This is a genomic window from Scandinavium sp. M-37 (assembly GCF_043558715.1).
Classification (GTDB): Bacteria; Pseudomonadota; Gammaproteobacteria; order Enterobacterales; family Enterobacteriaceae; genus Scandinavium; species Scandinavium vulneris_A.
Map to the genome: position 1 here is coordinate 1 of NZ_JBIGIN010000004.1, position 20824 is coordinate 20824.

Sequence of the window (20824 nt, forward strand, 5' to 3'; positions counted from 1 at the left end):
GGATTCGAACCTCCGACCGCTCGGTTCGTAGCCGAGTACTCTATCCAGCTGAGCTACGGATGCATCGGGACTGCTGATTTACTGCTAATAACTCGGAGAAGATGGTGCATCCGGGAGGATGACTCGCCGAAGGCTCGCCCTAAAGGGCCGTTGCTGAAGCAACGTTATCTTCCCTTGTGCTTGCTGAGAGGATTTCTCTCTTTAGCACATTATCATCACTGATAACTCGGAGAAGATGGTGCATCCGGGAGGATTCGAACCTCCGACCGCTCGGTTCGTAGCCGAGTACTCTATCCAGCTGAGCTACGGATGCATCGGGACTGCTGATTTACTGCTAATAATTCGGAGAATATGGTGCATCCGGGAGGATGACTCGCCGAAGGCTCGCCCTAAAGGGCCGTTGCTGAAGCAACGTTATCCTCCCTTGTGCTTATGAGAGTATTTCTCTCTCTCTGGCACATTATCATCGCTGATAACTCGGAGAATATGGTGCATCCGGGAGGATTCGAACCTCCGACCGCTCGGTTCGTAGCCGAGTACTCTATCCAGCTGAGCTACGGATGCATCGGAATTACTAGGGTACTACTGACTCAATGTCACTCATCATGCCGCAACACTGATGAAGATGGTGCTTCCGGCAGAGTTACTCACCGAAGGCTTGCCCTAAAGGGCCGTTGCTTAAGCAACGTTATCTTCTCTGGCACTTACTGAGAATGAGAGTTTCTCAGGCGCTCTATCATTGCTGATAGCAAGGAGAAGATGGTGCATCCGGGAGGATTCGAACCTCCGACCGCTCGGTTCGTAGCCGAGTACTCTATCCAGCTGAGCTACGGATGCAAATGGCGGTGAGGCGGGGATTCGAACCCCGGATGCAGCTTTTGACCGCATACTCCCTTAGCAGGGGAGCGCCTTCAGCCTCTCGGCCACCTCACCATACGCCTCTTGCGAGTGCTTCGAATTACTCGTTAGAGCTCATCGTCGCTGCGTGGCGCACATATTACTTTCTGGGACTTATAAGTCAAACAATTTTTCCAGACCTTTTATCGTTTGCACACTTCACGCTCAATTAGCCTGTAAAAACGGCAAAAAGAGCGATTTATCAACACAAAGCGCCAGAGATAAATACGTAAACAGTGAGAGGTCAGAAAGGGAAACCAGCAATAAAGCACGAGATATTCAGAGCAGATATGACAACAGAAGGGGGAAAAACGTAGAAAGCGAGAGCTTGCGTCTCACCGGGCAGTGAGACGCAGGAAACTTAGTAACTGGACTGCTGGGATTTTTCAGCCTGGATACGCTGGTAGATCTCTTCACGATGGACAGAGACTTCTTTAGGGGCGTTTACGCCGATGCGTACCTGGTTGCCCTTCACCCCTAAAACTGTCACGGTGACCTCATCGCCAATCATGAGGGTTTCACCAACTCGACGAGTCAGAATCAGCATTCTTTGCTCCTTGAAAGATTAAAAGAGTCGGGTCTCTTGTATCCCGGCATTATCCATCATATAACGCCAAAAAGTAAGCGATGACAAACACGTAAACGTGTAAGCAGTCACGGCATTACATTCTGTTAAACGTAAGTTTAGCCGATTTACACAATTTCAACCTGACTTTATCGTTGTCAGTCTTGCTTATACAGGACGCCTCAACCCTATGGATAAAGGCGTCCCCTGCGTTTTATAGTTATTACAGTTTTGCGCTGACCCACGCTTTTACGCTAGCCAGTGCGGCCGGGAGAGCCGCTGCATCCGTACCACCGGCTTGCGCCATATCAGGACGACCGCCCCCTTTACCACCCACCTGCTGGGCGACCATACCAATCAATTCCCCTGCTTTAACACGGTCCGTCACATCCTTAGAGACGCCCGCAATCAGAGAAACCTTATCATCCGCGACCGTAGCCAACACCACAATCGTGGAACCCAACTGGTTCTTCAGATCGTCGACCATAGTACGCAGCATCTTCGGCTCAACGCCAGTGAGTTCGCTCACCAGCAGTTTTACGCCATTGATTTCTTCGGCTTTGCTGGAGAGATTCGCACTCTCCTGCGCGGCAGCCTGCTCTTTCAGCTGCTGTAGCTCTTTTTCCAGCTGACGAGTACGTTCCAGGACTGAACGGACTTTGTCTGTCAGGTTGTGACTATCGCCTTTCAGCAGATGCGCCACATCGCTCAGCACATCGCTCTGCGTATGCAGGCTGGCGATAGCCCCTTCACCGGTCACCGCTTCGATACGACGCACACCTGCCGCCGTTCCGGATTCGGACGTGATGCGGAACAGGCCGATATCACCGGTGCGAGAGGCGTGAGTACCGCCACACAGTTCGGTAGAGAAATCGCCCATGCTCAGAACGCGAACGCGGTCGTCATATTTCTCGCCAAACAGCGCCATGGCACCTTTAGCTTTCGCGTCTTCCAGTTCCATCACGTGGGTTTCGATTGGCAGGTTACGACGGATCTGAGCATTGACCAGATCTTCTACTGCACGAATCTCTTCCGGCTTCATCGCTTCATTATGGGAGAAGTCAAAGCGCAGCGCTTTGTCATTCACCAGGGATCCTTTCTGCGCAACGTGGGTGCCAAGCACCTGGCGCAGCGCCGCGTGCATCAAATGCGTCGCAGAGTGGTTCAGCAGAATACGGGCACGACGCGCTTCGTCGACGTCTGCCTGCACAGCGTCACCCACTTTAAGGGAACCGTTGCTCAGCGTACCGAGATGACCAATCGCCTGACCGTACTTCTGCGTGTCGTTGACGTCGAACGCAAAACCGGCACCTTTCAGCTGACCTTTATCGCCAACCTGGCCGCCAGATTCGGCATAGAACGGAGTCTGATCCAGCACAACCACGGCGCTTTGGCCTGCGGCAATGCTGTCAACGGCTTTACCTTCCACGAACAGTGCGGTGACTTTCGCGTTCAGTTCCAGATGGTCATAGCCTTTAAATTCGGAGGCGCTATCCACGCGGATCATCGCGTTGTAATCAGCACCAAAACCGCTGGATTCACGCGCACGACGACGCTGTTCTTCCATTGCGGCTTCGAAGCCAGCTTCGTCCACTTTAAGATTACGCTCACGGCAAACGTCCGCCGTCAGGTCAACCGGGAAGCCGTAGGTGTCATACAAACGGAAGGCTGTTTCGCCATCCAGCGTATCGCCTTTCAGCTTCGACAGTTCGTCATCCAGCAGCGCCAGACCACGCTCGAGCGTACGGGCAAACTGCTCTTCTTCGGTTTTCAGAACCTGCTCAACCTGCGCCTGCTGACGTTTCAGTTCGTCGCCAGCGGAACCCATCACTTCAATCAACGGGCCGACCAGTTTCCAGAAGAAACTCTCTTTCGCGCCGAGCATATTTCCATGACGAACGGCACGACGAATGATACGACGCAGCACGTAGCCGCGGTTTTCATTCGACGGAATAACGCCATCAGCAATCAGGAACGCACAGGAACGAATGTGGTCGGCGATCACCCGCAGCGATTTGTTGCTGAGATCGGTCGCACCGGTCTCTTTTGCCACGGCCTGAATCAGGGTACGGAACAGGTCGATGTCATAGTTCGAGTTCACGTGCTGCAATACAGCCGCGATACGCTCCAGGCCCATACCGGTATCCACGGACGGCTTCGGCAGCGGTTCCATGGTGCCGTCAGCCTGACGGTTGAACTGCATGAAGACGATGTTCCAGATCTCGATGTAACGGTCGCCGTCTTCTTCCGGGCTACCCGGAGGGCCACCCCAGATGTGATCGCCATGATCGAAGAAGATTTCGGTACACGGACCGCACGGACCGGTATCGCCCATCTGCCAGAAGTTATCAGACGCATACGGCGCGCCTTTGTTGTCGCCGATGCGGATTATGCGCTCACGTGGAACACCAACGTCGTTGGCCCAGATTTCAAACGCTTCGTCATCGGTTTCGTACACGGTGACCCACAGACGCTCTTTAGGCAGTGCAAACCAGTTTTCACCGGTCAGCAATTCCCATGCGTACTGGATAGCATCGTGTTTGAAGTAGTCGCCGAAGCTGAAGTTGCCCAGCATTTCGAAGAAAGTGTGGTGACGCGCGGTGTAACCGACGTTTTCCAGATCGTTGTGCTTACCGCCCGCACGCACGCAGCGCTGCGAGGTGGTCGCGCGGGAATAATTACGCTTGTCGAGACCAAGGAACACATCCTTGAACTGGTTCATCCCGGCGTTGGTAAACAGCAGAGTCGGGTCGTTGTTTGGCACCAGGGAGCTGCTGGCAACTACCTGATGTCCCTTACTATGGAAAAAGTCGAGAAACGCCTGACGGATCTCAGCGGTGCTCTTGCTCATAATTATCCTGGAATCACGCTAACGGATTGTTGCAGGCGGCAGCTGAACAGTTTTTAGACAGTCAGGCAACCTTGCGGAAAAAAGTGGGAATAAGATAAGTTTTCTTGGGAGGGAAGTAAAATACCGAGTGACTCAGTCGGCAAAATTTCGCCATATTTGCTGGATATCTTCCATCAAATAGCCACGGTTAAGGAGAAATCGCTGCACCTTTACTTTTTCGGCAAACGCGGTGGGAAGCGGTTCGCCGTATTTTCGCAGCGCCTGGTCGCGTGCCAGCGCCATCCAGTCAATGTCGCAGTCATACATCGCGTGCTCGATGTCAGTCCGGCTAATGCCTTTCTGATTCAGCTCCTGGCGAATGCGCGCCGGGCCATAACCTTTCCGGCTGCGGCTGGCGATAAACTGGCGGGTGAATCGGGCATCATCGAGATAGTTACTCTCCTGACACCAGGCCACGACCTTATCGACTTCTTCCGGCGGGGCATCAATCGGCTCGGGGCCGTTTTTCGTCAGAACCGGTGCCACCAGCTTACGACGCAGCTCTTTTTCGCTGTGATCGCGCATCGCCAGAATGCGGATGGCTCTGTCCAGCAAGCGAGCATAAGCAGAACGACGGGGTGAACTTTCAGTCATAGCGGTTCCTCTTTGCTGAAAAAAATGGGTAGTCTGAAATGCAAAAAGGGCCGCATCAGCGGCCCTTTGGCTTCAACAAGGATTAGAAATCTTCGTTGGTTTCTTCAACGCTGTTATCGTCAACGGTGAAGGCCGGTTTGTCGTCCTGATTGGTCAGCAGCAACTCACGGACTTTCTTCTCGATTTCTTTCGCCGCAGCCGGGTTCTCTTTCAGCCAGGAGATAGCGTTCGCTTTACCCTGACCGATTTTGTCGCCGTTATAGCTGTACCAGGCACCGGCTTTCTCGATCAGCTTCTCTTTCACGCCGAGATCGACCAGTTCACCGTAGAAGTTGATACCTTCGCCGTAGAGGATCTGGAATTCAGCCTGCTTGAACGGTGCCGCGATTTTGTTTTTCACGACCTTCACGCGGGTTTCGCTGCCCACCACGTTATCGCCCTCTTTCACCGCACCGATACGGCGGATGTCGAGACGCACGGAGGCGTAGAATTTCAGCGCGTTACCACCGGTGGTGGTTTCCGGGTTACCAAACATCACACCAATTTTCATACGGATCTGGTTGATGAAGATCAGCAGGGTATTGGACTGCTTCAGGTTACCGGCCAGCTTACGCATCGCCTGGCTCATCATACGTGCCGCGAGGCCCATGTGAGAATCGCCGATTTCGCCTTCGATTTCCGCTTTCGGCGTCAGCGCTGCAACGGAGTCGACAACGATAACGTCTACTGCACCAGAACGTGCCAGCGCGTCACAGATTTCCAGCGCCTGCTCACCGGTGTCCGGCTGGGAACACAGCAGGTTGTCGATATCAACGCCCAGCTTGCGAGCATAGACCGGGTCAAGCGCGTGTTCTGCGTCGATAAACGCACAGGTTTTACCTTCACGCTGTGCGGCGGCAACAACCTGCAGCGTCAGCGTGGTTTTACCGGAGGATTCCGGTCCGTAAATTTCAACGATACGGCCCATCGGCAGGCCGCCAGCGCCCAGCGCGATGTCCAGAGAAAGCGAGCCGGTGGAGATGGTTTCCACATCCATGGAACGGTCTTCACCCAGGCGCATGATGGAGCCTTTACCGAATTGCTTTTCGATCTGGCCCAGTGCTGCCGCCAACGCTTTCTGTTTGTTTTCGTCGATAGCCATTATTACTCCTGTCCGGGTGTTAACGCGTAAATTCTGTTTTGATGACGCAATTATACTGTATGGTCATACAGTATCAAGTGTTTTGTAGAAATTGTTGCCACAGCAGTTGCAGGGCATACGCGGTCGCCTGACGGCGCACGGCTTCGCGGTCGCCAGGGAAGCATTCCCGACGGGTAAAACCCTGCCCATTTACGCAGGCAAGCCCGAACCACACGGTGCCAACCGGCTTTTCTTCACTGCCGCCGTCCGGCCCGGCAATGCCGCTAACCGAGAGAGCATAGGTGGCACGCGCCGCTCGCAGCGCACCTATTGCCATTTCGACCACCACCGGTTCGCTGACCGCGCCGTGGCGCAGTAACGTCTCTTCGCTCACGCCAATCATCTGCGATTTAGCTTCGTTACTGTAGGTCACAAATCCGCGTTCAAACCAGGCGGAACTGCCTGAAATATCCGTCAGCACTTTGGCTATCCAGCCCCCGGTGCAGGATTCTGCGGTCGTGACGGTCGCGCCCTGGGCTTTCAATGCCAGCCCAACCTGTTCGCTGAACGCCATCAATTCACTGTCGGTCATCATGATTCCTTACAGCCTGAAAAACATGCTGCTCACGATACCACTTTCTGGGGGGAGAGGGAGATGGGGTAGCAATTTTACGAGCACGCTTCAGAAAAATCATGCAGCGCCCCATTCGTCCAGGGCGCATCTCAGAATTACTTCATACTATTGGCAAGCGTCTCTACGTTATGACGCAACATGCTGGCGTAGCTGTCGGCCACCCCGCCCGGTTTCGATAACGCTTCGGGATATAGCTCGCCACCCGGCTGCGCCCCCGTGGCAGACGCTATCTGTTTGACCAAACGCGGATCAAGCTGATTTTCCATAAACCAGGTATGTACCCCATCCGCCTTAATCTGTTGGATCAACGTCCCCACCTGCGCTGCGCTGGCCTCGCTTTCTGACGACAGTCCCTGCGGGGCCATAAAGGTCACGCCATACGCGCGGCCAAAATAGCCAAACGCATCGTGGCTGGTCAGCACTTTGCGTTTCGCCTGCGGGATGGCGTTAAAGCGCGCCTTCGCCCAGCCGTCGATTTGCTGTAGCTGAGCGATATATTTCTGCCCGCAGGCATTCAGCGCCGCTTCGTCCTGCGGGTCCGCTTTCACCAGCCCGGCCAGGATGTTCTGCGCATACAACGCCCCATTGGCCGCACTGTTCCAGGCATGCGGATCGGTCACGGTTTTCCCATCTTCATCCAGGGTATGCGTTTTCACCCCCTGGGAAGCCACCACCCGCTCGCCCTTAAACCCCGAGGCCTTCACCAGCCGGTCAATCCAGCCTTCCAGACCCAACCCGTTGACCACCACCACGTCGGCCTTGCTCAACAGCACACTGTCTTGCGGCGACGGTTCGAAGGTATGCGGATCGCCATCCGGCCCGACCAGCGTATCAACATGCACATGTTCCCCGCCTACCTGCTGCACCATATCGCCGAGCACCGAAAAACTGGTGACAACGTTCAGCGTTTTCGCCATCACGCCCTGCGACAGTGCGCTCAGCGTCAGCGCCAGAATAATCCCCGTACGTTTCATCTTTTCCCCTTGCGTTAAAATAGCGCTCGCAGGCTGAAAGCCAGCCGGCTGCGCGTGCCAAAAAACACCGAAATGAAAAACAGGACACTGGCGGTCAGTACGATCGACGGCCCGGCGGGCAAATTGGCTGTCCAGGAGAGGCTCAGCCCCAGCCAGGCGCAGAACGCACCGCTGACCGCCGCGAAGAGTAAAATGCACGGCAGCGTATGCGCCCAGCAGCGAGCGGCAATCGCCGGAAGCATCATGACGCCCACCGCCATCAGGGTACCGAGCACCTGGAAACCTGCCACCAGATTGATCACCAGCAGCGCCAGAAATAACCCATGCAGCAGCGACGGCAGACGGCGGGCATTCACCTCCAGCCATGCGCTGTCAAAGGCCTCACTGACCAGGCCGCGATACAGCAATGCCATCACCACCAGCGTCAGGCTGGACACGCCGGAAACAAACAGCGCGGCGTTGTTATCCACTGCCAGAATCGAACCAAACAGTAAATGCAGCAGATCGACGCTGGAACCACGCAGCGAGACCAGGGTCACGCCCAGCGCCAGCGAGCCCAGATAGAATCCGGCAAAGCTGGCATCCTCTTTAAGGGGCGTTCGACGACTGACCCAGCCCGCAATCAGCGCCACCGCAATCCCGGCGATAAAACCGCCCACGGTCATCGCCAGCAGCGACATGCCGCTCAACAGATACCCCACAGCGACACCCGGCAGAATCGCGTGCGAGAGCGCGTCGCCTATCAGACTCATCCTGCGCAGCAGCAGGAAAACCCCCAGCATAGTGGTACTGACCGACAGCGCCAGACACACCACCAGCGCCCGCCGCATAAAGCCAAATTCGATGAAAGGTTGGAAGAAGGTATGCCAGATCATGCACGCCTCGCGTGTTCAAAGGCCGTCAGAATGGAGGTTGTGACGCCCCACCGGGCGCGCTGTGATTCCAGTAACAGCGTTTCAGGAAAGTGCCGGGCCACGCGCTGATTGTCATGCAGTACCGCCAGTACCGTTTGCCCGCTGCGGTGCATCCCTACAATCAGCTCCATCAGTACCTGGCTGGTCGCTTCGTCAATGCCGGTGAACGGTTCATCCAGCATTACCAGCGGCGCCTGCTGCACCAGCACCCGGGCAAACAGCATGCGCTGAAACTGGCCGCCGGAAAGCGCTTCAATCGGCGAGGCGCTGAGTAGTGTCAGCCCGACCCGCTCCAGCGCCGAGTCAATTTTGCGGCGTATATCCCCTTTCAGCCCACGAAACAAAGAAACGCGCGGCCATGCGCCCTGACTCACCACATCATAAACGGTGAGCGGAAACTGCGATTCCAGGGCATGACGCTGCGCCAGCCAGCCGATCACCGGCCGCGGCCCACGCCAGTGAAGCTGCCCGCTCACCGGCGGAATAAACCCGGCCAGGGTTTTCAACAACGTGGATTTACCGCAGCCGTTAATGCCCACGATCGCCGTCAGCGATCCTTTTTCTATCGTGCCGGACAGCGTGGGGGTGATTGCCAGCCGATCATAGCCCGCGACAAGGTTATCCAGTTCGATCATGGCAGGGCCACCGCCCAGCAAGTTGCCAGCCATAGCAAAACCAACAGGATCAGGGCAAAAGCCAGCCGCAGCAGGCCGGATGCGTTAAACAGGGAGAAAGACGTCATGGCAAACCTCAATTACGTTATAACATAACAATAATGAGATTGATGAAACTTGTAAATCGAGGGCTTAGTGCAAGGCTGTATCGAAATGTTTCAGACTCCCCTCCCGCAAGACTCGCAGGAGGGGAAGAGAATTACTGCTGGACGCGCGCCATCGCCACAGCCTGGCCAAGCTGCCAGACCGCCATCGCATAGTGCGTGCTGTGGTTGTAACGGGTGATGGTGTAGAAGTTCGGCAAGCCATACCAGTACTGATACCCGGTGCCGATATCCAGGCGCAGCAGGCTCGCCTGCTGATGGTCGCCCAACGACTGCGTCGGGGATAATCCGGCTGCAGAAAGTTGCGAAATGCTGTAGTTGGTTTTGAAACCGTTATCCAGACCCGGGGCCTGACCTGCCGCCATGACAGCAACCTGATCGCCTTTCACCCAGCCATGCTGTTTGAAGTAGTTGGCGACGCTGCCAATGGCATCATCCGGATCCCACAGGTTGATATGCCCGTCACCGTTGAAGTCCACGGCGTATTGCTGATAGGACGACGGCATGAACTGACCGTAACCCATCGCGCCCGCGAATGACCCTTTCAGATCCAACGGATCGTCCTGTTCGTCACGAGCCATCAGCAGGAAGGTTTCCAGTTCGCTGGAGAAATACTTCGCGCGGCGCGGATAGTTGAACGACAGCGTCGCCAGCGCATCCAGAATTCGGGTTTTACCCATCACCCGGCCCCAGCGGGTTTCCACCCCAATAATGCCGACGATAATCTCCGGCGGCACGCCGTATACCTGCCAGGCGCGGTTAAGCGCATCCTGATGTTCATTCCAGAACACTACGCCGTTTTGCACATTATCCGGAGTAATAAACTGTTTGCGATAGCGCAGCCATGCCCCGTTCGGCCCGGTCGGGACCTGTGCGGTAGGAGCCTGCCTGTCCATCAGGCGCAGCACGTAATCCAGACGCTTGGCCTGGGAAAGAATTTCATGCAGCTGCTGACGGTCAAAACCGTGTTTGCTGACCATCGAATCAATGAACTGTTCCGCCGCCGGGTTGTTAGCGAAGTCACCGCCCATCATGGTCACGTTATGCTGCGGCTCCAGCAAGAATCCGCCAGAAGCAGTAGTGGTGGTCGGCGCTTCGGCCGTTTTCGGTTTGCTGCTACAGGCAGCGACCAGCACGCAGAGCGGGAGTAAGGTCAGGTAACGACGCATCAACATGTGACATCCATTTAGCTAATTCGGCAGAGATAAATATGGTAAAGCATCCCCGACCTCACAAGGAAGCGCTACCTGCGGTTAAAAAAAATCTTTGTTCACTTTCCGTCTCACCTCGCAATAACTTTCAAAATAATCGGTTTATCTTTCACTTTGAGATCTGGTTAACACTTAAAAACCTTTCAAAGTGATTATTATTGGCGCCAGTTAAACAATAAAAGCCCACAGGAGAGAAGAATGATAGAAATCATTACCCACGGTGCCGAATGGTTCATCGGGCTGTTTCAGAAAGGCGGAGAAGTTTTTACCGGGATGGTGACCGGTATTCTGCCGCTGCTGATCAGCCTGCTGGTTATCATGAATGCCCTCATTAACTTCATCGGCCAGCACCGCATTGAGCGATTCGCTCAGCGCTGCGCGGGCAATCCCGTCTCCCGCTACCTGGTCCTGCCCTGCATTGGCACCTTCGTTTTTTGTAATCCGATGACGTTAAGCCTGGGCCGCTTTATGCCCGAGAAATACAAGCCGAGCTACTACGCCGCCGCGTCCTACAGTTGCCATTCGATGAACGGCCTGTTTCCGCACATCAATCCAGGCGAACTGTTTGTGTACCTCGGGGTCGCTAACGGCCTGACCACGCTCGGCCTACCGCTGGGGCCTCTGGCGGTTAGCTATCTGCTGGTCGGTCTTTTCACCAATTTCTTCCGCGGCTGGATAACCGATCTGACCACCGCCATTTTCGAGAAAAAAATGGGCATTCAGCTTGAACAAAAAGTCCGACTTTCAGGAGCTATCGCATGACGCGCATTCGAATTGAAAAAGGCGAAGGTGGCTGGGGTGGCCCGCTGGAACTTGACGCCGTCGAAGGAAAAAAAATCGTCTACATCACCGCAGGCACTCGCCCGGCGATTGTCGACAAGCTGAGTGAGCTCACTGGCTGGGAAGCAGTAGACGGCTTTAAAGAGGGCGAACCACCCGAATCAGAAATCGGGGTCGCGGTGATCGACTGCGGAGGCACGCTGCGCTGCGGTCTCTATCCAAAACGTCGGATCCCCACCGTCAATATTCACTCAACGGGGAAATCCGGGCCGCTGTCACAGCACATTGTGGAAGATATTTATGTCTCTGGCGTCAGGGAGGACAACATCCGTCGGGTTGACGGCACTGCGCCCCAAAAAGCCGGTCCCCGCGAATATGACACCCGTAAAAAAATCACCGAACAAAGTGATGGCCTGCTGGCAAAAGTCGGGATGGGCATGGGCTCTGCCGTGGCGGTGCTGTTCCAGTCCGGGCGCGACACCATCGACACGGTGCTGAAAACTATCCTGCCGTTTATGGCGTTCGTCTCGGCGCTGATCGGCATCATCATGGCCTCCGGCCTGGGCGACTGGATTGCGCACGGCCTCGCCCCTCTCGCCAGCCATCCGTTAGGTCTGGTGACGCTGGCGCTGATTTGCTCCTTCCCGCTGCTGTCCCCGTTCCTCGGCCCAGGCGCGGTGATTGCGCAGGTGATTGGCGTCCTGATTGGGGTGCAAATCGGTCTGGGCAACATTCCTCCGCATCTCGCCCTGCCCGCTCTGTTCGCCATTAATGCGCAGGCGGCATGTGACTTTATTCCGGTGGGCCTCTCGCTTGCCGAAGCGCGGCAGGACACGGTTCGTGTGGGGGTGCCCTCAGTGCTGGTGAGCCGTTTCCTGACCGGCGCCCCGACGGTGCTGATCGCCTGGTTCGTTTCCGGATTTATTTATCAATAAGAGGTGTCCGTCATGACCGTGATTTATCAGACCACCATAACCCGCATCGGCCAGAGCGCCCCCGATGCGTTGTGCGACAAAATGCTGATCACCTTTCGCGAGGGCGCCCCGGCGGATATCGAAGAGTACTGTTTTATTCACTGCCACGGGGAGCTGAAAGGCGCTTTGCGCCCCGGCAGCCAGCTCGAGCTGGACGACATCTGCTACCCGGTCACCGCCGTGGGCGATGTGGCCGAGCAGAACCTGCGTGAGCTGGGGCATATCACCCTGCGTTTTGATGGTCAGACCGAAGCCGAGTTTCCCGGGACCGTGCACGTCACCGGGCCAGTACCCGAGGCGCTTCAGGCTGGCTGCACTGTAAAATTCGTTGCGTAATTTAAGGAGAGAACCATGAATCAGGTTGCCGTTGTCATTGGCGGAGGACAAACCTTAGGGGAGTTTCTTTGCCGTGGGCTTGCCACAGAAGGCTATCGTGTCGCAGTGGTGGATATTCAAAGTGAAAAAGCGGCGCGGGTCGCTGCGGTCATCAATCAGGAATTTGGTGAAGGAATGGCGTACGGCTTTGGCGCCGATGCCACCAGCGAACAGAGCGTGATGGCGCTGGCGCGCGGCGTGGATGAGATCTTTGGCCGCACCGATCTGCTGGTGTATAGCGCAGGCATTGCCAAAGCCGCGTTTATCAGCGACTTCGCATTAGGCGATTTTGATCGCTCCTTGCAGGTGAACCTGGTGGGCTATTTCCTCTGCGCCCGCGAGTTTTCACGGCTGATGATCCGCGACGGCATTCAGGGGCGCATCATTCAGATCAACTCCAAATCCGGCAAAGTGGGCAGCAAACACAATTCCGGCTACAGCGCGGCAAAATTTGGCGGCGTGGGGCTGACGCAGTCCCTGGCGCTGGATCTGGCGGAATACGGCATCACCGTGCATTCGCTGATGCTCGGCAATTTGCTGAAATCGCCAATGTTCCAGTCACTGTTGCCGCAGTACGCCACCAAGCTTGGCCTCAAAGCGGACGAAGTAGAGCAGTATTACATTGATAAAGTCCCGCTTAAGCGCGGCTGCGACTATCAGGATGTGCTCAACATGCTGCTGTTTTACGCCAGCCCGAAAGCGTCTTACTGCACGGGACAATCCATCAATGTCACCGGTGGACAGGTGATGTTCTAAGGCGTCATGCCCGGTGGCGCGTTGCTTACCGGGCCTACACGCCATCCGGCAATCACTCAAGGGAGTAAACATGATAACCACTCTCATCACCGTCGCCGCGATCGCCTGGCTGAGCCAGCTGGTTCTCGGCGGCTGGCAGCTCCATCAGTTCAACCGGGCATTTGATGCGCTGTGCCAAAAAGGGCGCGTCGGCATCGGGCGCTCCGGTGGGCGATTCAAACCCCGGGTGGTGGTTGCCATCGCCCTCGATGAACACAACCGGGTATGTGACTCATTAATGCTGCGTGGACTGACGATTTTCGCCAGGCCGGTGAAAATTCCGGCAATCAACGGCACGCCCCTACAACAATTACAGCCTGATGTGATCTTTCCCCATGATTCACGCTGTCAGAATGCACTATCATTAGCGCTTAAATTGAAACATGGATAATTTCGTTGTGAACGGTATAAGCTTGCGAAATTATCATTTCGCAACTTAAGGAACTCAACGCCAATGAAACCACGTCAGCGGCAGGCGGCCATTATTGAACATTTGCAAAAGCAGGGAAAATGTTCAGTAGAGGAACTCGCCCAATTCTTTGACACCACCGGCACGACGATACGCAAAGACCTGGTACACCTCGAAAACGCCGGGGCAGTGATCCGAACCTACGGCGGGGTGATGCTCAATAAAGACGAGGCCGATCCGCCTATCGATCATAAAACGCTGATCAATACCCATCAGAAAGCGTTGATAGCCGAAGCCGCGGTTAAATTTGTCCATGACGGCGACTCGATTATCCTCGACGCGGGCAGTACGGTGCTGCAGATGATCCCGATGCTCAGCCACTTTAATAACATCACGGTGATGACCAACAGCCTGCATATCGTTAATGCCCTGTCCGAAGTGGATAACGAACAAACCATCCTGATGCCTGGCGGCACGTTCCGCAAAAAATCCGCCTCCTTCCACGGGCAACTGGCCGAGAACGCCTTCGAGCATTTCAGCTTTGATAAACTGTTTATGGGCACCGACGGCATCGATCTTAATGCGGGCGTGACCACGTTTAACGAAGTGTTCAGCGTCAGTAAGGCAATGTGCAACGCCGCCCGGGAAGTGATTCTGATGGCGGATTCGTCAAAGTTTGGCCGCAAAAGCCCCAACATCGTCTGCAGCCTTGAAAGCGTCGATAAACTGATTACCGACGCGGGTATCGATCCGGCGTTTAAAAAAGCGCTGGAAGAGAAAGGAATCAACGTCATCGTAACGGGAGAAAAAGATGAGTGATTTTCTGCTTAACGCTGGCCGCCAGACGCTGATGCTGGAACTGCAGGAAGCAAGCCGCCTGCCGGACAGGCTTGGCGATGATTTCGTTCGTGCCGCCAACACCATTATTCAAAGCGAAGGCAAAGTGATTGTCTCCGGGATCGGCAAATCCGGGCATATCGGCAAAAAAATTGCCGCGACGCTGGCCAGCACCGGTACCCCGGCTTTCTTCGTCCATCCGGCAGAAGCCCTGCATGGCGATCTGGGGATGATCGAAAGCCGCGACGTGATGCTCTTTATCTCTTACTCCGGCGCTGCCAAAGAGCTTGATCTGATCATTCCGCGGCTGCAGGAAAAATCGGTCGCGCTGCTGGCAATGACCGGCAAAATCCGCTCACCGCTGGCGCTCGCGGCAACGGCCACGTTGGATATTTCTGTCGAACGCGAAGCCTGCCCAATGCACCTCGCCCCCACCTCCAGCACCGTCAACACCCTGATGATGGGCGACGCTCTGGCGATGGCGGTGATGCAGGCGCGCGGCTTCAACGAGGAGGACTTCGCCCGCTCCCATCCGGCGGGTGCATTAGGCGCGCGTTTGCTGAACAAAGTGCATCACCTGATGCGCACCGGAGATGCCATTCCGCAGGTTAAACTCACCACCAGCGTGATGGACGCGATGCTGGAACTGAGCCGTACCGGCCTGGGGCTGGTGGTGGTGTGTGACGAAAGCGGCCGGGTACAAGGCGTCTTTACCGATGGCGACCTGCGTCGCTGGCTGGTTGGCGGCGGTACGCTGGCGGCAGAAGTGGCAGAAGCCATGACCCAGGGCGGCATCACGCTGAATGCGGAAAGCCGCGCGGTTGAGGCGAAAGAAGTGCTGATGAAACGGAAAATCGCCGCCGCGCCGGTGGTGGATGATAACGGCCTGCTGTGCGGGGCAATCAACCTGCAGGATTTCTATCAGGCCGGTATTCTTTAATCGCGCTACACGAAGGCCGGGTCAACGGCCTTCGCCACATTACGCCACTGGCAGGGCGTCATACCCGCGCCAGCGATACACCACCCACGACACCACCCAACAGACGACGAACAGCCCGATAACCATAAATCCGGCATTGCCAAGGTTATCATTCAGGGCGCCGACCCAGTTCCACACCCCACCATTCAAGCCGAATTTATCCATCAGCAGACCCAGTGCCTCAAGGCCACCGATAAACAGCGCCACCACCACCGAGGTACCGGTAATGGTCATGTTGTAGTACAGCTTGCGCTGCGGTTTATTGAACGCCCAGCCATACGCGCCAACCATCAGCACATTATCAAGGGTATCCACCAGAGCCATACCGCTGGCAAACAGCGCCGGGAAAATCATGATGCTCCAGATAGACATTCCGCTGGAGGCACTGGCGGCGGTCAGGCCCAACACGCCGATTTCGGTGGCTGTATCAAAGCCGAGGCCGAACAGAAAACCGACCAGGTACATGTGCCAGCTTTTGTCGATCAGGCGAAAAGTTTTGCCAAACAGCCAGCTCATCATCCCACCGCTGGCGACCGGATCGCTGTTGAAGGATTTACCCTGTTTGAAGGCCCGGAAGCTGCGCCAGATGCCGCGCAGAATAATCAGGTTGACGAAGGCCATCGCCAGCAGGAAGAGTGAGGACACCGCGGTGCCAATCAGGCTGCCGGTTTCATGGAACCAGCTCATGTGCTGCTGGAACGCGGTCGCGGTCGCAGCGATCGCTGCCGAGGCCAGCACCACAATCGACGAATGCCCCAGAGAGAACCACGCCCCGACGCCGAACGGACGCTTGCCCTGCTGCATCATTTTACGCGTAACGGTATCAATGGCGGCGATATGGTCGGCATCGACCGCATGACGCAGGCCATATCCCCAGGCCAGCAGGCTGGCGGCCATTAGCGCCCCGCTCTGCCCAAATACCTGCCATGCCCAGCACCAGGCCAGCAAATTGGCGAGTAGCAACCCGATAACCAGCAGCGCCGCGCGCGGCTGTTGGCGTAAAAGCGTAATCAGCATCATCCGTTCTTTTCCTCCTGGAGGCGGGCAGCGGCAATCACCGCCTGCCCATATGAAATTCCGCCGTCGCCTGCGGGCAGACGCTGCGGGAACAAAAGTGTAAAACCAGACAGATAAAACGCCAGCCGGGCGCGCAGCAGCCGGTTATGCAGCACACCGCCGCCGAACACCAGGGTACTTATCCCGCGTGTTTGTGCGTGATAGCGCATCATCTGCGCCAGCCCGCAGGCCAGCGCATCATGAAAAGCCCAGGCTTTATCTGCGACAGCCGCTGGCCAGTTCAGCCATTGCTGCCAGAAAATCTGTAAATTCAGCGTGTTATTGTGAAAAGGCAGCGTCAGTGGATGCTCGGTTGCGGCACCATGTTGCGCTAACGTTTCCAGTAAACAAGCCGCCTGCCCTTCATAGCTCAGCGTATCCGGCGCGCAGTCCAGCGCACTCGCCACCGCATCAAACAAACGCCCGCACGACGATGCCATAGGGGCATTGATGCCGCGGGCCACCGCCCGCGCCAGCGCCTCGACGGGATGGCGTTGTAACGACACCAACGACGCCCCTTCCGGCATAAACGCCAGACGCTGCGCCAGCAAATTACGCCACGGCTGGCGCGCAGCAAGATCCCCACCGGGTAGCGCCACCGCCGGTAATCCACCAAGATGCTCGCATTCCCGGTAGTTCACCCGCAGGCATTCTCCGCCCCACAGTTCACCGTTTTCACCCATCCCAATCCCGTCAAGCGTCAGGGCAATCACGTCGCCACCGTCCCTCGGCCAGCCGTGTTCCGCCATGCACGCCGCGGCGTGTGCGTGATGATGTAGCACCACCTCACAGGGAAGGCCCAGCTGCTGGCCCCACTGCACGGAGCGATATCCTGGGTGCGCATCCACTACCACTTTTTCAGGCCTAAAGGCGTAAATCGACTGCATCAACGACAGCGCTTTACGCCACTGCGCCTCCACGCCCTCCTCCGACAGATCGCCCAAATGCTGGCTCAGCACCGCGTCCTGACCGCGCACCAGACAAAAGGTATTTTTCAAATCCGCCCCGCAGCACAACAACGGTGGTACATCGACAAAACCCGGCGGCAACGGCAACGCATCCGGCACAAAACCGCGGGCCCGACGCAACATGTCGCCATTTTGCCGCACGACCGAATCATCCATGCGCTGCACGATATCGCGGTTGTGAAGCAAGAAACCGTCGGCAATATCTGCCAGATCCGTCAGGGCATCATCATTGGTTATCGCCGGAGGTTTGCCGTTCAGGTTGCCCGAAGTCATCACCAGCGGACGTTTCAGCGCCTGCATTAGCAGATGCTGAAGTGGGTTGGACGCCAGCATCACGCCGACCTCATCCAGACCCGGGGCGATGCCTTCACACAGGCCCGCTACATGCTGACTATCGACCAGCACAATCGGCGACGCGGGAGTGTTAAGCAATTTTTGTGCCTGTTTCGGCAGGGAATTATCCTCCGCCAGCATCACTGCCAGCGGTTTGGCCGGACGTCGCTTGCGTTCGCGAAGCCTGGCAACCGCCGAGACGTTTCCGGCATCGCAGGCGAGGTGAAAACCGCCCAGCCCTTTCAGGGCCACAATGCCGCCGTTGGCCAGCCTATCCACGGCCGCCGCCAGCGCCGCGTCGCCAGTTTGATGCTGGGTTTGAGATTGCCAGCGTAGCTGCGGGCCGCATTCGGCACAGGCCACCGGCTGAGCGTGGAAACGCCGGTCGCGCGGGTCGCGATACTCTTTTTCACAGGCGGGGCACAGTGGAAACGCCGCCATCACCGTAAAGGGGCGGTCGTAGGGCATAGCATGGATTATCGTAAAGCGCGGACCACAGTGGGTGCAGTTGATAAACGGGTAGCGATAACGGCGATGGCGCGGATCAGTAAGCTCTGCCAGACACGCCGGACAGGTGGCGGCATCCGGTACAATCTGCGTGCTCATCTGCCCGGCACCGCTTTGAATTATGGTGAAGTCGTCGGGGATGTTAGCCCAGTGGTACGGTGTGATCTCAGTGGAATCGATGCGCGCCAAAACGGGGCAATGGGCTTCAAGTTGAGCAACAAAGCCCATTTCTGCACCAACGAGGTGCACCCGCACCCCTTCGGCATCATTACTCACATTGCCCACGCGGCCTAACCGCTGCGCTATCTGCCAGGCAAACGGGCGGAACCCGACGCCCTGCACTTTGCCGCGCACGCGAATAGCCACTCCGTTCATCACCATCTCAGAATGCCAGGGCTGTCCGGAGACGTTTCTCCGCATTGAGCTTGTCCAGCGCCGCACGATCGACACAGGTCAAAGCGAAGGTCGGGCACGAGGCCACGCAGGCCGGGCCGTCTGCGTGCGTGTGGCACAAATCGCACTTGTTGGCCTCAGCTTTTTCCATCTTTACCTGCATCCCAAACCCGTTGGTGCGCAGTATCGGGCGAACCACCACTTCCATCGCCCCATAAGGGCACGCCACCACGCAGGTTTTACACCCGATGCAGCGCTCCTGCATTACATGCACGAAACCATTTTCACGGGCAATCGCGCCGTTCGGACAAACGTTGGCGCAGGGGGCGTCCTCACATTGACGACAGGCGGTGGCCGTCGACAGATTGACGCCTTTGACAACGTGAATACGTGGTAAGAAGGTTTGCGGCGTCAGTGCCGCGCAATCCTGATCCGCCTGATGCGCGACCGCGCAGGCGATTTCGCACGTGCGACAGCCAATACATTTGCTCGCTTCCGCGATGATGAACCGGTTCATCCATTCCTCCAGCCTTTAGCATTAAGGCCGGGGTTATGCATTTTCCGCGCCATTATTAAAATGGCTATTTATCAACGAATTAGGATTTGCATTCCCTGTCGTCGTCATTAATGACGACGACAGTTGACGGACATCAGGCGAAAGGTCCGGCGGTGACGGAGTCGCGTAAGATAAGCTCCCCGGGGAAGGATTGCTGAAGATTAAATTCACCGCCATCGAGCATAAAAATCAAACGGTTGATGGTTTCTTCAATCATCGCCGTGACCGGGATTTTGACGCTGGAAAGAGCAGGCAGGGTATAGGGCGCGAGGGCGATATCATCGAAGCCGATAACCGACACCTGCTCCGGCACCTTCAGCCCCGCGGTTGTAAGCTGTTTGATGGCCCCGATGGCCATATCATCGTTACTGGCGACCAGCGCACTGAATGCCACCCCGCGGGCAAGCAAGATGGCAACAGCCGCCGCCCCGGTGGCGGGCGTCCATTTTCCTTCGACAATCCACTGGTCACGCAGCGCAATATCGTGACGTTCCAGCGCCGCTTTGTAACCTGCAAGACGTTCAATCCCGGTCGGGGAATCCAGCGACCCGGTGATAAAGGCAATGTCGCGATGGCCCTGGGCAATCAACTGCTCCACCGCCGCCTCGCTGGAGGCTTTTTGATCTGACCACACGCAGTGGCTGGCGTTGCGGCGCAATCGACGGTTGAGCACCATGATCGGCCGATCGTGACTGAGGATTATCTCGTCCATTTCATCCGGTGTCAGAAAGCGCGGATAGATGATGATCGCGTCACAGCGCAAATCGAGCAGATACTGGATCGCCGCCCGCTCCTCTTCCGCGCTGTGTTTCCCATCGGCGAGGATCAACTGGCGGCCCTGATCTTCCGTCAGACGTGCGGCATGAAACAACAGCTCACTAAAATAGACCCCGTGATACAGGGTGTTGGTCACTACCAGACCGAGCGTCTGGCTCTTTTTAGTCGCCAGGTTACGCGCCAATAGGTTTGGCCGATAACCGCTCTCGTCGATCGCTTTATACACCCGATCTTTCGTTTCCTGGCTGACGTAGCCATTGCCCGACAGCACGCGGGATACGGTAGCTTTCGACACGCCAGCGCGCTTCGCCACTTCCAGCATCGTTGCCATGTTGCTCATCCCCGATTTTTCGATGGCCGAAAGTTTACTTCAGCGCAGCAGAGTTTGCAGCGATTTGTCCGCGCCATACGGATTCCCTGACACCTGGTCGGGAACATCAGATCAGTAGTTGTATTCACCACTGTTATTTAGTGGAGTCATTAATAGACAACAGAACGTTTTTGTTTA

20 protein-coding genes and 4 tRNA genes are annotated in these 20824 nt (G+C 56.4%); 7 read left to right on the top strand and 17 right to left on the bottom strand.

Going from position 1 to position 20824, the window contains the following annotated elements; all coding sequences use genetic code 11:
• Nucleotides 1–236 precede the first annotated feature (236 nt).
• The 13 genes from ACG0Z5_RS04550 to mltB form a co-directional block, all read right to left on the bottom strand.
• Nucleotides 237–313: transfer RNA gene (locus ACG0Z5_RS04550), tRNA-Arg, on the bottom strand.
• A 174-nt stretch (nucleotides 314–487) separates the two neighbouring features.
• Nucleotides 488–564, bottom strand: a tRNA-Arg gene (locus ACG0Z5_RS04555).
• Nucleotides 565–760: 196 nt separating this feature from the next.
• Nucleotides 761–837 (bottom strand) — tRNA-Arg (locus ACG0Z5_RS04560).
• A gap of 3 nt (nucleotides 838–840) precedes the next feature.
• Nucleotides 841–933 (bottom strand) — tRNA-Ser (locus tag ACG0Z5_RS04565).
• A gap of 325 nt (nucleotides 934–1258) precedes the next feature.
• On the bottom strand, nucleotides 1259–1444 hold the full coding sequence (csrA, locus tag ACG0Z5_RS04570) for a carbon storage regulator CsrA (protein ID WP_000906486.1): 186 nt from the start codon (nucleotides 1442–1444) through the stop codon (nucleotides 1259–1261).
• 241 nt (nucleotides 1445–1685) lie between these two features.
• Nucleotides 1686–4313 carry an alanine--tRNA ligase gene (gene alaS, locus ACG0Z5_RS04575; protein ID WP_394445684.1) on the bottom strand — a complete coding sequence of 876 codons (2628 nt, stop codon included), beginning with the start codon at nucleotides 4311–4313 and terminating at the stop codon, nucleotides 1686–1688.
• Between the two features lie 132 nt (nucleotides 4314–4445).
• Nucleotides 4446–4946 (bottom strand): recombination regulator RecX, encoded by a 501-nt coding sequence (recX, locus tag ACG0Z5_RS04580; RefSeq protein ID WP_394445686.1) that lies wholly within the window; start codon nucleotides 4944–4946, stop codon nucleotides 4446–4448.
• Between the two features lie 82 nt (nucleotides 4947–5028).
• Entirely contained in the window at nucleotides 5029–6087 is a 1059-nt protein-coding gene (gene recA / locus ACG0Z5_RS04585) for a recombinase RecA (RefSeq protein ID WP_319629451.1), read from the bottom strand.
• Between the two features lie 73 nt (nucleotides 6088–6160).
• Nucleotides 6161–6658, bottom strand: a complete 498-nt coding sequence (pncC, locus tag ACG0Z5_RS04590; RefSeq protein WP_394445943.1) for a nicotinamide-nucleotide amidase — start codon at nucleotides 6656–6658, stop codon at nucleotides 6161–6163.
• A 137-nt stretch (nucleotides 6659–6795) separates the two neighbouring features.
• A complete protein-coding gene (locus tag ACG0Z5_RS04595; protein WP_394445689.1) occupies nucleotides 6796–7674 on the bottom strand; it encodes a metal ABC transporter substrate-binding protein in 879 nt (292 codons plus the stop codon).
• 14 nt (nucleotides 7675–7688) lie between these two features.
• Nucleotides 7689–8549: a metal ABC transporter permease gene (locus ACG0Z5_RS04600; protein WP_394445691.1), complete on the bottom strand. Its 861-nt coding sequence runs from the start codon at nucleotides 8547–8549 to the stop codon at nucleotides 7689–7691.
• Complete coding sequence (locus ACG0Z5_RS04605) at nucleotides 8546–9256, bottom strand: metal ABC transporter ATP-binding protein (protein WP_394445693.1); 711 nt, start codon at nucleotides 9254–9256, stop codon at nucleotides 8546–8548. Before ACG0Z5_RS04605 ends, ACG0Z5_RS04600 begins: the two co-directional genes overlap by 4 nt.
• Nucleotides 9257–9461: 205 nt before the next feature.
• The gene (mltB, locus tag ACG0Z5_RS04610) at nucleotides 9462–10541 is read right to left on the bottom strand and encodes a lytic murein transglycosylase B (RefSeq protein ID WP_394445695.1); all 1080 of its coding nucleotides are present in this window, start codon (nucleotides 10539–10541) and stop codon (nucleotides 9462–9464) included.
• A gap of 234 nt (nucleotides 10542–10775) precedes the next feature.
• Here mltB and srlA point away from each other — a divergent pair, with 234 nt between their 5' ends.
• The 7 genes from srlA to gutQ all read left to right on the top strand — a co-directional run bounded on the left by srlA (nucleotide 10776) and on the right by gutQ (nucleotide 15687).
• Entirely contained in the window at nucleotides 10776–11339 is a 564-nt protein-coding gene (gene srlA / locus ACG0Z5_RS04615; RefSeq protein WP_394445697.1) for a PTS glucitol/sorbitol transporter subunit IIC, read from the top strand.
• A complete protein-coding gene (locus ACG0Z5_RS04620; RefSeq protein ID WP_394445699.1) occupies nucleotides 11336–12292 on the top strand; it encodes a PTS glucitol/sorbitol transporter subunit IIB in 957 nt (318 codons plus the stop codon). Before srlA ends, ACG0Z5_RS04620 begins: the two co-directional genes overlap by 4 nt.
• Nucleotides 12293–12304: 12 nt before the next feature.
• A complete protein-coding gene (srlB, locus tag ACG0Z5_RS04625; protein ID WP_394445701.1) occupies nucleotides 12305–12667 on the top strand; it encodes a PTS glucitol/sorbitol transporter subunit IIA in 363 nt (120 codons plus the stop codon).
• A 15-nt stretch (nucleotides 12668–12682) separates the two neighbouring features.
• A complete protein-coding gene (srlD, locus tag ACG0Z5_RS04630; protein WP_319629457.1) occupies nucleotides 12683–13462 on the top strand; it encodes a sorbitol-6-phosphate dehydrogenase in 780 nt (259 codons plus the stop codon).
• Nucleotides 13463–13532: 70 nt separating this feature from the next.
• On the top strand, nucleotides 13533–13892 hold the full coding sequence (gene gutM / locus ACG0Z5_RS04635; RefSeq protein WP_394445703.1) for a transcriptional regulator GutM: 360 nt from the start codon (nucleotides 13533–13535) through the stop codon (nucleotides 13890–13892).
• Between the two features lie 63 nt (nucleotides 13893–13955).
• Nucleotides 13956–14729: a glucitol operon DNA-binding transcriptional repressor SrlR gene (gene srlR / locus ACG0Z5_RS04640; RefSeq protein ID WP_394445705.1), complete on the top strand. Its 774-nt coding sequence runs from the start codon at nucleotides 13956–13958 to the stop codon at nucleotides 14727–14729.
• A complete protein-coding gene (gene gutQ, locus ACG0Z5_RS04645) occupies nucleotides 14722–15687 on the top strand; it encodes an arabinose-5-phosphate isomerase GutQ (RefSeq protein ID WP_394445707.1) in 966 nt (321 codons plus the stop codon). The genes srlR and gutQ overlap by 8 nt, the downstream gene beginning before the upstream one ends.
• A gap of 39 nt (nucleotides 15688–15726) precedes the next feature.
• Here the strand turns inward: gutQ and ACG0Z5_RS04650 are convergent, their stop codons facing one another.
• The 4 genes from ACG0Z5_RS04650 to ACG0Z5_RS04665 all read right to left on the bottom strand — a co-directional run bounded on the left by ACG0Z5_RS04650 (nucleotide 15727) and on the right by ACG0Z5_RS04665 (nucleotide 20647).
• The gene (locus tag ACG0Z5_RS04650) at nucleotides 15727–16743 is read right to left on the bottom strand and encodes a HoxN/HupN/NixA family nickel/cobalt transporter (protein ID WP_394445945.1); all 1017 of its coding nucleotides are present in this window, start codon (nucleotides 16741–16743) and stop codon (nucleotides 15727–15729) included.
• Nucleotides 16743–18965 (bottom strand): carbamoyltransferase HypF, encoded by a 2223-nt coding sequence (hypF, locus tag ACG0Z5_RS04655; protein WP_394445947.1) that lies wholly within the window; start codon nucleotides 18963–18965, stop codon nucleotides 16743–16745. The genes ACG0Z5_RS04650 and hypF overlap by 1 nt, the downstream gene beginning before the upstream one ends.
• A 7-nt stretch (nucleotides 18966–18972) precedes the next feature.
• Nucleotides 18973–19500 (bottom strand): electron transport protein HydN, encoded by a 528-nt coding sequence (gene hydN, locus ACG0Z5_RS04660; protein ID WP_394445709.1) that lies wholly within the window; start codon nucleotides 19498–19500, stop codon nucleotides 18973–18975.
• A gap of 133 nt (nucleotides 19501–19633) precedes the next feature.
• Nucleotides 19634–20647 carry a LacI family DNA-binding transcriptional regulator gene (locus ACG0Z5_RS04665; RefSeq protein ID WP_394445711.1) on the bottom strand — a complete coding sequence of 338 codons (1014 nt, stop codon included), beginning with the start codon at nucleotides 20645–20647 and terminating at the stop codon, nucleotides 19634–19636.
• Nucleotides 20648–20824: the final 177 nt, after the last annotated feature.